Origin of the sequence: Kiloniella laminariae DSM 19542 (assembly GCF_000374005.1) — a bacterium.
Lineage (GTDB): Bacteria > Pseudomonadota > Alphaproteobacteria > Kiloniellales > Kiloniellaceae > Kiloniella > Kiloniella laminariae.
The window spans coordinates 35,163-49,147 of sequence record NZ_KB893146.1 but is presented as its reverse complement, the minus strand read 5'-3'; the positions used below and the strand labels follow the sequence as shown (position 1 = coordinate 49,147).

General features: G+C 50.1%; 13 protein-coding genes. 4 read left to right on the top strand and 9 right to left on the bottom strand.

Translation table 11 applies throughout. From position 1 onward, the window contains the following. Positions 1–133: 133 nt before the first annotated feature. The 5 genes from B152_RS0110970 to B152_RS23365 form a co-directional block, all read right to left on the bottom strand. Complete coding sequence (locus tag B152_RS0110970; protein ID WP_020592467.1) at positions 134–1,006, bottom strand: GNAT family N-acetyltransferase; 873 nt, start codon at positions 1,004–1,006, stop codon at positions 134–136. Positions 1,007–1,147: 141 nt separating this feature from the next. Continuing rightward, complete coding sequence (locus B152_RS0110965; RefSeq protein ID WP_033406154.1) at positions 1,148–2,299, bottom strand: PA0069 family radical SAM protein; 1,152 nt, start codon at positions 2,297–2,299, stop codon at positions 1,148–1,150. A 67-nt stretch (positions 2,300–2,366) separates the two neighbouring features. Continuing rightward, positions 2,367–3,278 carry a DMT family transporter gene (locus B152_RS0110960; RefSeq protein ID WP_026261467.1) on the bottom strand — a complete coding sequence of 304 codons (912 nt, stop codon included), beginning with the start codon at positions 3,276–3,278 and terminating at the stop codon, positions 2,367–2,369. A 122-nt stretch (positions 3,279–3,400) separates the two neighbouring features. Then, on the bottom strand, positions 3,401–5,173 hold the full coding sequence (locus B152_RS25325) for a sensor histidine kinase (protein WP_020592464.1): 1,773 nt from the start codon (positions 5,171–5,173) through the stop codon (positions 3,401–3,403). Between the two features lie 270 nt (positions 5,174–5,443). Continuing rightward, positions 5,444–6,076, bottom strand: a complete 633-nt coding sequence (locus tag B152_RS23365) for a TetR/AcrR family transcriptional regulator (protein WP_020592463.1) — start codon at positions 6,074–6,076, stop codon at positions 5,444–5,446. Between the two features lie 193 nt (positions 6,077–6,269). Between B152_RS23365 and B152_RS23360 the strand changes: the two genes are divergently transcribed. Next, positions 6,270–6,662 (top strand): DM13 domain-containing protein, encoded by a 393-nt coding sequence (locus tag B152_RS23360; RefSeq protein ID WP_020592462.1) that lies wholly within the window; start codon positions 6,270–6,272, stop codon positions 6,660–6,662. A gap of 115 nt (positions 6,663–6,777) precedes the next feature. Here the strand turns inward: B152_RS23360 and B152_RS0110940 are convergent, their stop codons facing one another. Then, the gene (locus B152_RS0110940) at positions 6,778–7,596 is read right to left on the bottom strand and encodes a substrate-binding periplasmic protein (RefSeq protein WP_157231041.1); all 819 of its coding nucleotides are present in this window, start codon (positions 7,594–7,596) and stop codon (positions 6,778–6,780) included. Between the two features lie 210 nt (positions 7,597–7,806). Continuing rightward, positions 7,807–8,748, bottom strand: coding sequence for a threonine/serine dehydratase (locus tag B152_RS0110935; RefSeq protein WP_020592460.1), 942 nt, complete (start codon positions 8,746–8,748; stop codon positions 7,807–7,809). A gap of 287 nt (positions 8,749–9,035) precedes the next feature. Between B152_RS0110935 and ovoA the strand changes: the two genes are divergently transcribed. From ovoA to B152_RS0110920, 3 genes are all read left to right on the top strand, one after another. After that, on the top strand, positions 9,036–11,198 hold the full coding sequence (gene ovoA, locus B152_RS0110930) for a 5-histidylcysteine sulfoxide synthase (RefSeq protein ID WP_020592459.1): 2,163 nt from the start codon (positions 9,036–9,038) through the stop codon (positions 11,196–11,198). Positions 11,199–11,324: 126 nt separating this feature from the next. Further along, positions 11,325–11,771: an Lrp/AsnC family transcriptional regulator gene (locus B152_RS0110925; RefSeq protein ID WP_020592458.1), complete on the top strand. Its 447-nt coding sequence runs from the start codon at positions 11,325–11,327 to the stop codon at positions 11,769–11,771. Positions 11,772–11,820: 49 nt separating this feature from the next. Next, on the top strand, positions 11,821–12,438 hold the full coding sequence (locus B152_RS0110920; RefSeq protein ID WP_020592457.1) for a LysE family translocator: 618 nt from the start codon (positions 11,821–11,823) through the stop codon (positions 12,436–12,438). Between the two features lie 18 nt (positions 12,439–12,456). On the opposite strand, the gene B152_RS23355 is transcribed toward B152_RS0110920, so the two are convergent. Then, the gene (locus tag B152_RS23355; protein WP_020592456.1) at positions 12,457–12,813 is read right to left on the bottom strand and encodes a cupin domain-containing protein; all 357 of its coding nucleotides are present in this window, start codon (positions 12,811–12,813) and stop codon (positions 12,457–12,459) included. Positions 12,814–13,051: 238 nt separating this feature from the next. Then, the gene (locus tag B152_RS0110910) at positions 13,052–13,858 is read right to left on the bottom strand and encodes a substrate-binding periplasmic protein (RefSeq protein ID WP_020592455.1); all 807 of its coding nucleotides are present in this window, start codon (positions 13,856–13,858) and stop codon (positions 13,052–13,054) included. Between the last annotated feature and the right edge of the window lie 127 nt (positions 13,859–13,985).

Here is a 13,985-nt window from a genome sequence, read left to right as displayed (position 1 = left end):
TTGATGCAGAACCTTGTTCCCCACTTCTTGAGAAACCATAGATACGCGCGACACATCCGGAAAACGAGTTATTTCACCGCTTCACAAGGTCGCAGCCATCGGCAAGCAATTTAATTTTCAAGTAAAAGCTGCATTACCCAAGCTCAAAGCTTGTCACACCAAAGATCTGCGTCAGGGGTAAATCAACCGTACCATTCCGGTACATCCGGGCCGTTTCAAAACTCTGCTTCAACTGATATCTTTCGGCCAACTCGACCGCTGCGGCGTTCTCTTCCGGTACATCAAGAATGATATTGCTGCCCGGAACCTTGCGGCAAAATGTCATGAACAGCTCTTCTGCAATCTGCCCATTTTCAGCGAAGAGTGGCCCGAGTTTATAACCGTCAGCGTAGGGGCGCATAACCCCGTACCCGACCACCTTTCCCTGATCAAGCACGGCAAGACCTTCGTGTCCCTCTCCTTTTAGCCAGCAGGAAAGGAAAGTCTTTCGCTCTGTAAAAAAATGTAATCCGTCATACTCAACCAGCAGATGTTGAGCTATGGCACTGACATCAGAAACAGGGATACTCCCCTCTGCTCTATCAGCTTGCGCCAGCTCCGGTGCCACACCTTCGAAACGGATATTCCGGTAAGCCAGGACAAAACCTGATTTGGCATAATTATCCTGCTGGTCCACAACACCATCAAGCCCGACAATTCGCCCCTCAAGGGAGGCCATGGCATGGTTCCAGATCCTCAGACCATATCCTTTTCCCCGCTGGTCTTCACGAACGATGTAGAACCCGATAAAACCATGGCTCTTGCCATACTTGACCGCCGAGATACAGGCAATCGGCTCTGTCCCGAGCCAGCCGATGTAAAAGCCCGATTTATCAGCCCCGTAAAAACACTGAATATCCCTCAACCCAGGATTCCAGCCCTCCATGGCTGCCCAATCACAGAAAATCTGGACATCCTCTTCATTCGCCTGACGAATTTCGAAGATCTTTTCTGAACTGTTTGACACGGGAGCAACCTTTACTGGAAGAGAGAACAGGGAAACAGGGCGCGCAGATTACTCATAATCAGATCGGACACCCAGAAAAAATGTAACGTATGATTGTGACAAAAAAAGGACCCGGCTCATGTGAGATAACGTCAGAGTTTTTCATGAAAAAAGATCGAACTGCTTCAGCGTGGAGACTGATTTTCTGTATTGGTGAGGCACAGAAAAAAGAGACGTATCGAGTTGACGGAGTGAACGTCTGTTAAGGCCGTATTTCTGCCGGGCCAGATGAAACCGGTCAGACAGCAATTTTGCATAAACACCTTCGCCCTGCATGCGCTTTCCCCAACGGTGGTCGTAATCCTTTCCTCCCCGCATAGACTGAAGCAATTTCATCACACGTCCCGCCCTGTCCGGATAATTGCTCTCCAACCACTCAAGCCAGAGATCCCGAATTTCACCGGGCAGGCGGAGCAGGACATAGCTGCAGCTCACAGCTCCTGCACGCCCGGCAAGTCCTATTATGCGTTCAATCTCGTGGTCATTCAGAGCAGGAATAATGGGGGCGACCAGCACTGAAACCTTGATCCCCCTGAGCGTCAGCTCACGGATGGCGTCCAGACGTCGCATCGGGGTTGCGGCACGCGGCTCCATTGTACGGGCGAGTTTACGGTCCAGCGTCGTCAGCGAAATCGCAACTGATACAAGGTTTTTCCGCGCCATGCGTTCAAGTATATCAAGATCCCTCAGGACAAGATTTCCCTTGGTAATGATGGCGACAGGCTGATTAAAGGCCTCACAGACTTCCAGCGCCTGCCGGGTTATTCTCTGCTCGCGTTCGATTGGTTGATAGGGGTCTGTATTGGCGCCGAAAGCAATTACCTGACAGCGATAGGATGGCTTGGCGAGCTCTGCCGCCAGCAGTCCTGCAGCATCCTCCTTGGCAAAAATCAGCCGTTCAAAATCAAGTCCGGGCGACAGCCCAAGGAATGCATGTGTCGGACGGGCAAAACAGTAGATGCAGCCGTGTTCACAACCTTTGTAAGGATTGAAAGACTGATCGAAAGGAACATCCGGCGAGTGATTGCGGGAAATTACCGACCGACTTGGGTCCGGTCTTACCTCAGTTTTAAGCTTCCCGCCCTCTTCAAGACTGCCCCAGCCATCATCAATGCGCTCTCTTTCAGATTTTTCAAACCTGCCGACACGATTGGAAAGCGCCCCTCTTCCCCGGCGGGAGTCGGGGTGCAGGTCACCTTTTATGCGGTTCCCTGTTCCATCGGGCTGTTGGTCGAAAGCGGTCTTTTTGTTCATTTTCTCAAGATAGAGAAAAAAGAACAAAAAGGGAACATGATTCTTTTATGGCATGACTATTTGAAAATCAAACAGGCTCAACCTCAATGGCGCGGCGCTTTTTACGCACCGAAAACCAGACGCCGAGACCAATCAGAATCGCCCCTGCACCATGATAGAATTCGGGAGTTTCTCCCAACAGGACAATTGCCATAACAGATGCAAAAACCGGCAACAGATGAATAAACTGCCCGGCAAGACTTGCTCCAACCTGCCGAACGCCAATGTTCCAGCAGGTAAAGGCAAGAATAGACACCGGTACACTGGCATAAAAAACGGCAAGAATATTGTTGAGGGTCAACTCAAGCGGCGCTGCTTCAAACACGCCGGAAAAGTAGATCAGCCCAAGAACAGAATCCCCGATCCCGATGCTCAGCAGCACAAAAGAGAAAAGCGACACTCCTTCCGGTTTCCAGCGCAGCCAGAGAGAATAGAAAGCCCAGGAGACCACGGCCCCCAATACCAGGAAATCCCCGCTATTCAGTGTAAGGCCCAGCAGGTTTTCAAAATCTCCCCGGGTAATCAGCACCAGAACACCACAAAAAGAAACCGTGATTCCGAGAATCTGGATCAGGCGAATCCGTTCCCCATAACAGAGAAATGACAGGGTAATAATAATCACCGGTATCATTGAATTCAGCAGTGCTGCATTGGTTGCACCAGTTGTCTGCAAGCCAAAATACAACAGGGTATTAAAGCTGGTCACACTCAAAAGGGCGAGCAGGATCATTTTCCAGATTACCGGCCGATAGAGCGGCCACTCTCTGATCAGAGCTGGCCCGGCAAAGGGCAACAGACAGACAAAAGCAACCGTCCAGCGCCAGAATGACAGGGTTAGGGGGGCAATATCAGCAGCAAAAGCCCGGCCAACGATAAAGTTTCCCGCCCATAGCAGCTGGGCAATCACCAAAAACATAAATGCCCGACGTGGTGCCGACATAACACTACCTTCCAACGTATAATAAAGCTGACCAGAATCCGGTTCGCTGGCAAAACTACGTTGAAGAAGGAAAGGCATCAAGGCCAGGTTAGATAATAGCCCTGATCATGGTGAAAAACGGTCTATTCGGCTTGCTCTACTCGTAGATTATCTTTTGGTAACTGTGTACGTTCCGCTGGGAACAGGCAGGTAACCATTGTGCCCTTCCCTATTTCACTATCGATTGTCACGCGCCCCCCGTGCATTGCAACAAAGCCCGATGTCAGAGGCAGTCCCAATCCGATGCCCCGTTGCCCCCGCACCAGAGCGACTGAACTCTGTCCATAAGGTTCCAGGGCTTGCTGCGCGACAACCGGGTCCATCCCACGGCCCGTATCTTTTACCGACAGGCAAACATTACCAACGTTATTCAACCCTCCCCACAGGTGGACCTGTCCCCCTCGCTCAGAAAACTTGATTGCATTGGACAAGAGATTCAACAAAGCCTGCTGCATAACGCGGAAATCACAAACGAGTTGTAATCCCTCGGGAAGAATCTCAAACGACAGCGTAACCCCGGCTTCTCTGGCACGGCTGCTTGCCATCCTTTCGCAGCTGTCAAACAGCTCCCTGATATCCTGCGCCTCTTCTTCCAGCTTGATCTTCCCGGCCTCAAGATCCGCCAAATCAAGGATATCATCCACAAGCTGCAACAAATCTGTGCCGCTTTTCTCAATCAGAATTGCATAGTCCTTGTAGCGCGGGTCCTGGATTGGGCCAAACATCTCCTGTGCCATGATTTGCGAAAAACCGATGACATTGTTAAGGGGAGCCCTCAGTTCGTAGCTTATATTGGCAAGAAACTGGTTTTTCGACATCACCGCTGCTTCTGCCTTGTGCCGGGCATCATCAAGGTTCTGGGCAAAGCCCTGCAGGAACTCAACCTGGCTCTCCAACCGCCCTTCAGCATCCCCCAGCTCTTTTATACGATCCTTCAGGGCGCTCTCGTTTTTCTGTAGATGGCGAAGATCATCAAGACGCTTGAGATTATGGCGAAACAGATCAGCCGCGCGGGCGATATCCCCGAATTCATCTTTCCGTTCCAGCCCTTCCAACTGGCTGACGTTTCGCCCCTGCGCCAGAAGACCTAGCGTCTGGGTCACACGCGCCAGGTCGTTAACGATAGAGGAAGAAACCCCCCAGGCGACACCGCCCAGAACAAAAAGTCCGATGATCATAGAGGTCACAAATAACGGGATATAGAAGGAATAACGCTCCAGCAAGGCCCCCATATCACCATCGGTCCGTTCGCTGTAGTAATCGACATATTCTCCAAAGGCTTCCGATATCCTGAGAAACCCGTCGCTTGTATGACGCATGTCAGCCAGCTTGACATGTTGCGTGCCTTCCGGGACCTCCACAGCAGTGGAAATGACCTGCTGATAACTTTCGAGGCGGGCAATAACATTAAGCAGATATCGCTCTTCCGCCTCGACCAGTGCAGGATCTGACCGGATTTCTTCGAGCAGAAACCGGATACTTTTTAACTCTTTTACATAAGGCAAGGCAGATTTGAAGAGCTGATCATCAGCTGTTTCTTCGTCGTTGCCGGACAGCAGGACGGAAAGAGCACTGTTTGCATCAGTAAGTCGCCGGAACAGGATTGTGAGATCGGACAGGCGTCTTGCCTGATAATTTTGGGTCTGTTCAAGGATGGCCCGCTCATCCTCAAGAATGAAAACGGTCAGTGCCCCGCCAAAGGTAAACAAAGCAATGCTGAAAAGAAAAGCAAGGTATATACGCCACCGCAAGTGAAAACGGCTCAAGCCCCGGTAACCGGCACTATCCCTTTCATGCCGGGATAACCTTTTACCAACTTCATCCTGTTCCGCATCTTTTTGATTTACGGCGAGCATCGCATTTCCCGGGAGAAACTCGTCAATCCATTCTGTTCCTGCATAGAGCCTTCTCTACCCCTAGAACATTAATCAGAATCTTACCTGTTATTTTTCAGAAACAATAGCATCTCAGCTGCCAGATTACGCCAATAAAGTGGAAAACATATTAAGATACACCTTTAGGCTGTCGCTTATACTTTTTGTCTCCCGGCGGGACAGCCCCACTTCTTTCACACCTTGTAATTTTTATTGTTCGATCATTCATTGATCTGAAACAAGGATCATCAATCAGATCTTCTTGGTGACAAGCCCCATATTTTCCAGGCCATTTTGGTGCAGTTGAGCTTGAATTACAGTTCGGATTTCTCCAGCAGAATAACCAGCCTTGGCCATCACCCTCAATCCGTTATAGACCGTATTCAGTACCCGGGCCGTTTTTAGCAACCTTGCCTCCCCCTCGCCATTAAGATCAAGGGTTCGCTTGAGGTTTGACGCTACGAGAGCACAGAAAAATCCCTCTTCCATTCGGCTCATCATTCGGCGGACCTGCTCGGCAATCTCTTTATCATGCGGTGCCTGATCTACAGCCGTGTTGCAAAGAAAACAGCCCCGTCGGTCCCCCTGCTTCTCAATGGCCTCGGCGATAGACATTAACAAATTGGCAATTCTATGCTCCCCATCGGGAATTAAAGCATCTCGCAACAGGGAAACTGCGGCTGTAACCCGCGTTATGTCATAATGCGTTAACGCCGCCAGAAAGAGCGACCGCTTGTCGCCAAAGGTTTTGTAAAGACTACTCCGCGCGATTTGCATTGCCTCAAGAAGCTCAATCAGGCCCGCACCTTCATAGCCCCTGGACCAAAAAACCTGAAGTGCCTGTTCTACTGCAACCTCGATATCAAACTCACGTGGCCGAGCCATCTTGATCAACCTTCCGTCTTGTTAACAACTGTATCCAGCGGTCCGGTTTCAAATGCCACAGATAAAGTGTGTTCATCACAGTTTTGTGTTTTGGACCAATCGGTTTCTAATAACATATTAGAGCAGACGCAGCAGCAATCAAGGCTGCAGATAGCCAGTCACGATCAGTGTTATAGAAAACGGAGATATTCAAATGCGTAAGTACATCAATCTTTTTGCAGGAGTGATTTTTGCTCTGTCAGCATTCTCTTTCAGCCTGGCCCAGGCTGAGAACGTTATTTTACAAGGAACTTTTTCCGGACGCAGTGACCACATCACCTCTGGCAAGATCGAGGTGATCAAAAACACTGACGGAAGTCACAGGGTTATTCTTGGCGAAGATTTTTCTTTGGATGGTGCCCCGGATCCCAAGTTGGCATTTGGGCAGGATGGTATTAACAAAAACACTCTTTTCAGCCCACTGAAACACAATAGCGGAAGACAGGAATACCTGCTTCCCGCCTCAATTGATCCGGCAGAATTCAACGAAATCTATATCTGGTGCGAGAAATTTGATGTGCCTTTGGGTGTCGCCAGCCTGAAATAACCCTCAACAATCGCGAACTTCGACACGACAGCGAGCTGGCCTCCTCTTGGCAATGAGGTCAGCTCAACACCTGCCTCAGTCAGCCCCCCACATCACCTCGCCCAGAAGACGAATACTAGCGCACAAGCAGTTCATCTTTTACATAGCGCAGGAAGATATCTTCGTAACGTCCATCCGCCTGCAGTTTGGCAATGCCATCGTTTACAATTTGAAGCAAGGACTCAGCCCGGTCAGACTTGCGAGAAATCCATAGATAGAATGTTTCTGTCGGGAAAATCACATTTTTCAAGACCTCGATCTCATTGGGCAGGATCAGATCCCCTTCTTTTATCAGACCATCAACCTGCTCTTTATAACCGATAACAAAATCACATCTGCCTTCGTCCAGCTTATGAAATGCATGATCATAGGAATAGGTCGTCTGATCGACCTTTTGGGTCACACTGTACAATTTCAACCACTGAAGATTATAACCTGCGATCCCACAAAGACGATAGTGGTTCAAAGCCGTCAGCTCGGGTATTTTCGTCGCGCGGGGGGTATTTTTTTTGGAATAATAAAGTGCCCGGGTTGCCAGATAAACTGGTTGAGTCCGCAAATAGAGCCCCTCTCTTTCGCGGCTGCTGGACCCATCAAGAAAAATTTCAAAATCACCTTCAACCGAAAAGCGCGCCACACTTGCCAGACATCGTTTCCAGGGTGCCAGCTCCACCTTCGCCGGAATACCAGCTTCTGAAAAAACGAGTAAAATCAGCTCGTAACTTGCTCCGGTCAATTCTCTACGAGAATTACCGGGAACTTCTTTTTCAAGATAGGTAAAGGGAGGAAAGCCCAGTTCGTCAGCACAAACACGAACCGGTTTGTTCAGAGGACTTTCCGCAGGCTCAGCAGATGCCTGCCCAAGCGAGACCCTGTCATCAAACAAGAGAATCAAACAGAAAAAGCAGACCCCAGCCCTGCCACTTCGGATAAAGCACAGCAGGCTTCTCAATCGACCAGCTATTGAACCAAGACCAGTTTCCAAATCGTGTATCCCCATCAACCCTAGGGAAGTTCTTGTGTCGGAACAGTCTTGAGCATAGCCCAGTCGAATTACAAAAGGCTTAATTCCGCCGGACGACAGCTTAAGCTTCTGCCCAGGCAGCTAAAAGGTTGCCAGATCGGCATTCCCTCCACAAACAAGGACACCGACCTTTTCATCTTTTTCAGGTTGATAAGCACCGGACAACAGGGCAGCGAAAGCCGTGGCGCCCCCTGGCTCGGCAATAACCCTAAAGTCCGACCATAATTTTTCCTGTGCATGAGCAACCGCCTCGTCACGGACCAGCACAGATTGTTGGACAAATCGCTTTGCGGCCTCAAAACCGATTTCTCCGATCTTTCTGGCCCCCAGCGAATCAGCTGCCCGGCCCGAAACGGTTATCTCTGTCGGTCTGTCCTTCTGCCGTGCTGTGTAAAGGCTGGCCGTACCTTCTGTCTCCACGGCAATAATTTTCAGGCTGCCCTGATACCAGGAAGCAATCCCGCCGATAAGTCCGCCACCGCCAACAGCGACCAGAAGGCTGTCCAGCTCGGGGGCCTGCTCCGACAACTCAAGGCCAACCGTCCCCTGTCCGGAAACAATGTCAGGCTGGTCATAGGCATGCAACAACCGGGCACCTGTTTCCTTTTGACGTAAGGAACAAGCTTCCAGTGCTGCCGCAAAATCGTGCCCGACCACATGTATCGAAGCCCCGTATTGTTCCAGCTTGGCCAGTTTGCTTGCAGAAACAATTTCAGGAACAAAAATCTCCGCCCTTATTCCCAGCTGTTTTGCAGCATAGGCAACAGCAGCCCCATGGTTTCCACCCGATGCCGCAATCACACCAGCCTCGGGGATCTCGCCATCAGATAACAGCGCATTAAATGCGCCCCGGCTTTTAAACGAACCCGCATGTTGCAACTGCTCCAGCTTGAGCGTCACTGGCGTGCTTTCAAGCAACTCTCCCGCAGGCACCCGTAGCACCGGGGTTCTTCTTACAAACGGCTGTATCCGCTCATAGGCACCGAGGATAGAAGCTTGGGAAACACGTGCAGATACATCCATCGTCATTCTCCATTTTTCACAGAGTTTGTGTAAGAGAGTTTATGTAAGGAAGAAAACTGGTTTTAAAAGTCATTTCACACTGCTTTTTCGTCGCAGCTGCGCAATACGAGAAAATACCCCTTTTTTACGACGCAAATGCTGCGTTACCCTTCAGAGAATAGAAAATTAGTCATCGATAATCATTATCCGTGATCACAGTTTTGTCATCTCTGCGCAAATGCAACATCTGCGCCCTATATAGAATAGCTTGACCAAGTCCAAACAGACGACACCAGGGATTTAGCATCATGCCATTAAAAACACCCTCGGATCAGCATGTTAAGTTTTCTGATCAGGAGCTTCTTGTCACCCGCACCATTATTCTCGATCAGGGTGAAGCCGAGGAAAAGCGCCAGGAGATCCTCAGCTATTTTCACAAAACCTTTTCGCTTTATGAGTCAATTTTCGAATGTCTGGTGGACGACGAGGCCTTCTATCGCCGGGCCAATCCCCTGCGACACCCCCTGATTTTCTACTACGGACACACCGCGGTCTTTTTTATTAACAAGCTTAATGTCGCCAAACTGATCGACACGCGTATTGATGAACAGATTGAATCGAGCCTTGCTATCGGGGTCGACGAAATGTCCTGGGATGATCTCAATGACACCAGTTATGTCTGGCCGACACCCGCCAGGGTCAAAGACTATCGCGACAAGACCCGGAAGCTGGTCGACCACTTCATTCGCACTTGCGATCTGAGCTTGCCCCTTACCCAGGACGATCCGCTCTGGATCATTATGATGGGGATTGAACACGAGCGGATTCATCTTGAAACCACCTCGGTTCTCATTCGGGAACTTCCTCTGGAAAAACTGCAGGCCCACCGGATCTGGAGCAATATTTGCCTGCAAAGCGGTATCGCTCCACAGAACGAACTTCTCCCGGTTACAGCGGCTGCGGTTACTCTGGGCAAGGGAGAAGACAATCATCTCTATGGCTGGGACAATGAATACGGGCAGAAACGTATTGATGTCTCCGGTTTCAAAGCCAGTAAATTCCTCGTTTCAAACCGGGAGTTTCTCGATTTTGTCACCGACGGCGGATATCAGAATGAAAGATACTGGATGGCAGAGGGCTGGAGGTGGGCTTCATATCGCAAGGCAAAACATCCGGTCTTTTGGGTAGAGCAGACTGAGGGATATCGCTATCGCTCTATGCTTTCCCTTATTGATATGCCCTGGGACTGGCCAGTAGATGTGAACTACCTTGAAGCCAAGGCTTTCTGCAACTGGAAATCGATCAAAACTGGAAAATCGATCCGGCTGCCAACTGAGGCTGAATGGTACAGGTTGCGCGCTCTTGTCCCCGAAGACCAGCCTGATTGGAAACAGGCTCCGGGCAACATCAACCTTGAACGGGAAATGTCATCCTGCCCCGTCAACCGTCATAGTTTTACCGGGGGATTTTTTGATCTCATCGGCAATGCCTGGCAATGGACAGAAACCCCCATCGACGGTTTCGAGGGCTTCAAGGTGCATCCCGTCTATGATGATTTCTCCACCCCGACCTTTGACGGCAAGCATAACATCTTCAAAGGCGGTTGCTGGATTTCTACCGGGAACTATGCGATCAGGGATTCCCGTTATGCCTTTCGGCGACATTTCTTCCAGCATTCCGGCTTCCGCTACGTTGAAGCAGATGAACTTCCAGCAAATGAGGTCAATATGTACGAAACCGATGACATTGTGGCTCAGTATATCGAGTTTCACTATGGCGAAGAGTTCTTTTCTGTGCCGAACTTCCCGGTTGCCTGCGCCAGAATTTGCCTTGAGCATGCGGGGAAAGGCCGGACAGAACGCGCACTGGACCTGGGCTGTGCGACAGGGCGGGCATCTTTCGAGCTGGCCCGGGTTTTTGATCATGTCGATGCCATAGATTTTTCTGCCCGGCTGATACAGGCTCCGACCAGCCTGCAGCAAAAAGGGACACAGCGCTATACGATCCAGGACGAAGGGGAGCTGGTCAGCTACAAAGAAATAAAACTCTCGGATTTTGATAACTATGAAAATATCAAAGATCGGATCAGCTTCATGCAGGGCGACGCCTGCAATCTCGCTGAAAAATATACAAATTATGATCTTGTTTTTGCCGGGAACCTGATTGATCGACTTTATGATCCGCGCCAATTTCTCAAGACCATCAAACAGCGCATACGTCCCGGCGGGTTGCTGGTTCTGGCCTCCCCCTATACCTGGCTGGAAGAATTCACCCAGCGGGAAAACTGGCTTGGTGGTTTCAAGGCAAATACAGGAGAGAGCTACACAACTCTTGAAGGCCTGCGCGATGCCCTGACCCCCGAATTTGAAATGGTTTGCCCACCAAGTGATGTACCTTTTGTCATCAGAGAAACCCGACGCAAATTCCAGCACAGCCTGTCTGAAGTTTCAGTCTGGCGCAAAGGCCTCTGAAATCAGCTCGACAGAGAACAGAGAGGCCTCAGAACAAGAACTGGAGCCTCAACACATTTACTGATAAAATTAAAATTAACAATAATTTTTGTTGATTTTTTAAAATTATCAGGTAATTTTCCTGATATGAATGGCATTGACAGAAAAATAATATTTTCCCTTCAGGAAGACAACAGAATCTCGATGAGCCTCCTCGCCGAGAAGACTGGCCTGAGCATCTCTGCTGTAAACGAGCGGGTACGCAAACTTCAAAACAATGGAACCATCCAGCGCAATCAGGCGATTATTACTCCCGGGTCAGTTGGCCTGGATCTCCTTGCCTTTCTGTTTATTGACCTGCAGCCAGACTGTGACGAAGACGCATTTGTCCAGGAAGCACGCAGTTTCCCCGAATTGCAGGAGCTGCACCACATTACCGGCCCCCACAGCTATCTTGCCAAGGTACGGGTAGCCGACACAAACGGGTTACAGCAGTTTTTAAAGCAACGGCTCAAAGCACTTCCCGCCGTTACCAGAACAGAAACCATTGTTGTCCTGCAAAGCGAAAAAGAAACGTCCATTCTGCCTGTCTAGCTTTCAGGACAATCACTTTCAGGTCTCACATTAGGGGAAACACACGCCCATGCTCATCCTGATCATAAAAGGATTGCTGATTGGCCTCGCGGTTGCCGCACCGGTTGGGCCCATGGCCCTGCTTTGTCTGAAATTCAGCCTTGAACGCGGACTGCCCGCTGGCATAGCTACCGGGTTTGGCATTGCCCTTGCCGACATGACCTATGGTATTTTTGCTCTGCTCGGCCTTACCGCTATCACCAGCGTCCTCCTGGATTACAATGACGTTATACGTACTGCAGGTGGTACGATCTTGCTCTTTATGGCCGGCTTCAACCTTCTGAAAATATTACGGGATCACAAACGCCCGGAAGCGGCAAAGCTTGAAAACAGAAAATCCGGTGGCCTCTTTCTTATCTTCACCAGCGCTTACGCCCTGACCATAACCAACCCCATGACCATTCTGACATTTTTGGCAATTTTTGCAGGCCTGGGTGCCGAAGTCCCCCAGACGGAGCGCTGGGTCATCGCCGCAGGGATTTTTGTCGGCTCACTGGGCTGGTGGTTCTGTATCGCAGCAACCGGAGCCTTTCTCCGAACCCGCCTGCCCACACGCGTGATCACGGGCATTAACCTACTCTCAGCGGTTATTATCGGCGTGTTTGGGGCCTATATTCTCCTGTCATAAAACAGAATACGCGGCCTGTCAGGCCGCTTCAAAGGCAGCATAGATCTTGACAACTTCGCCGACAGATTCCCAGGTCCCTTTAAAACCAGCTGCAATGGTAAAAGCTTCCCCCGGGCCGAACTCGCAACTCTGGCCAGCTTCGTCCGTAAGAATAGCCTTGCCGCTCAACAACAGACACAGTTCGTTTTCGCTGTAGGAAACGTTCAGCTTACAGCTTCCGCTGGCCCAGTGCCCGACGGAAAACTGTCCAGTCTGGTCTGTAAAAGCATTCCAGAGCTTTGTATCAGCCTTTCCTGCGAGAAGCACATCCTGGCCGATATGGCTTTCGACCACTGGCGTTTCACGATCAATTCGAACAATTCCCTGGGGCAGCATTTTACAAAAGCTCCATTAGCAGGTTTCAGAACGGGACAAGATCATAAGAACATCACCCCTGAGGCCCCACGCAGCACTCGCAAGCACTCGCAAGCACCAGCACGATTTGTCCCAATCTATAATGCAAAAACGCTTGCGACAAATATTTTCCCGGCGCCCAGCGCTGTTCATCTGAACTTTAATTTCAGGTATACTTGCCCCCGCTTCAGGCGGCGCCAACTTAAATCACTGGCTGGGCCTAATTGATCGGTGCCGTATTCGCAGGGCGATATTTTTCCAATAGTGTTTGGAAATCTGCACTTTCAATAACGCTCTTCAACGCCAGATTAAACGCCCCCACCTCCTGAGCAGAGACAGACTCCTTGCTCAACATGAAATGTACGGGGTCACTGTTAAGAACGTGAGGAAGCGGCATAACTTTATCTGCTTCCCCAGCTTTGATGGCATGGTGGTATCCAACAAAAAGATCCGCGATCACCAGATCAACTCTCCCGGCGATCAACTGGCTCATACGGGTTTGGGTACTGTTATTCAGATTGAGAATGCCGTTATCAATCGCCCGCTGGCTTTCTTTTCCGTATTCCTCGCCATACCACCCCCCTATTCCGGCCACCATACGCAGGCGATGATCAATCGCCTCAGCCATGTTATAACCCCGATAGTGATCCCATCTGTTCACCTGAACAAACATCACAACTTTCTCATCGCGGTAGGGAAGTGAAAAATGGGCATAGAGTTGACGCTCATCGGTCACAGACGCAGCAGGCATCAGATCAAGATCACCCGTTTGCAGGAGCTTCTGCGCTCGCTTCGGCGGCACGAGCTTAATCTTAAGCTCACACCCCATCTCGGCCATTACAGCCTTGATGATGTCGATATCCAGCCCGGCAGGGGTCTTGTCCACATTCCGATACTGGTAGGGAATATAGTCTTCAGAATAGGCAACTGAATAGCTTCTTGTGCAATCAGCTTTCGCGATCCCGCTCCAGCCCAAAACAGTAAAAACGACAATAAGAACAGAAACGTTCCTGACAGTATGGTTCATCTTCCCGACCCTACATTCCACCCCTTAATCAAATTTGGCTACCTCACTCTCCATCAGGAAGTTTAACCAAAAAGGAGATATCAAACAGTTAACGCCCTCCAGTCCTTTCGGGGCACGAATAATCATC

Bases quoted from the DNA above. Each gene is read 5' to 3' on its own strand.
- B152_RS0110965 (WP_033406154.1), bottom strand. From the start codon at position 2,299: ATGAACAAAAAGACCGCTTTCGACCAACAGCCCGATGGAACAGGGAAC.
- B152_RS0110960 (WP_026261467.1), bottom strand. From the start codon at position 3,278: ATGTCGGCACCACGTCGGGCATTTATGTTTTTGGTGATTGCCCAGCTG.
- B152_RS25325 (WP_020592464.1), bottom strand. From the start codon at position 5,173: ATGCTCGCCGTAAATCAAAAAGATGCGGAACAGGATGAAGTTGGTAAA.
- B152_RS23365 (WP_020592463.1), bottom strand. From the start codon at position 6,076: ATGGCTCGGCCACGTGAGTTTGATATCGAGGTTGCAGTAGAACAGGCA.
- B152_RS23360 (WP_020592462.1), top strand. From the start codon at position 6,270: ATGCGTAAGTACATCAATCTTTTTGCAGGAGTGATTTTTGCTCTGTCA.
- B152_RS0110935 (WP_020592460.1), bottom strand. From the start codon at position 8,748: ATGGATGTATCTGCACGTGTTTCCCAAGCTTCTATCCTCGGTGCCTAT.
- ovoA (WP_020592459.1), top strand. From the start codon at position 9,036: ATGCCATTAAAAACACCCTCGGATCAGCATGTTAAGTTTTCTGATCAG.
- B152_RS0110925 (WP_020592458.1), top strand. From the start codon at position 11,325: ATGAATGGCATTGACAGAAAAATAATATTTTCCCTTCAGGAAGACAAC.
- B152_RS0110920 (WP_020592457.1), top strand. From the start codon at position 11,821: ATGCTCATCCTGATCATAAAAGGATTGCTGATTGGCCTCGCGGTTGCC.
- B152_RS23355 (WP_020592456.1), bottom strand. From the start codon at position 12,813: ATGCTGCCCCAGGGAATTGTTCGAATTGATCGTGAAACGCCAGTGGTC.
- B152_RS0110910 (WP_020592455.1), bottom strand. From the start codon at position 13,858: ATGAACCATACTGTCAGGAACGTTTCTGTTCTTATTGTCGTTTTTACT.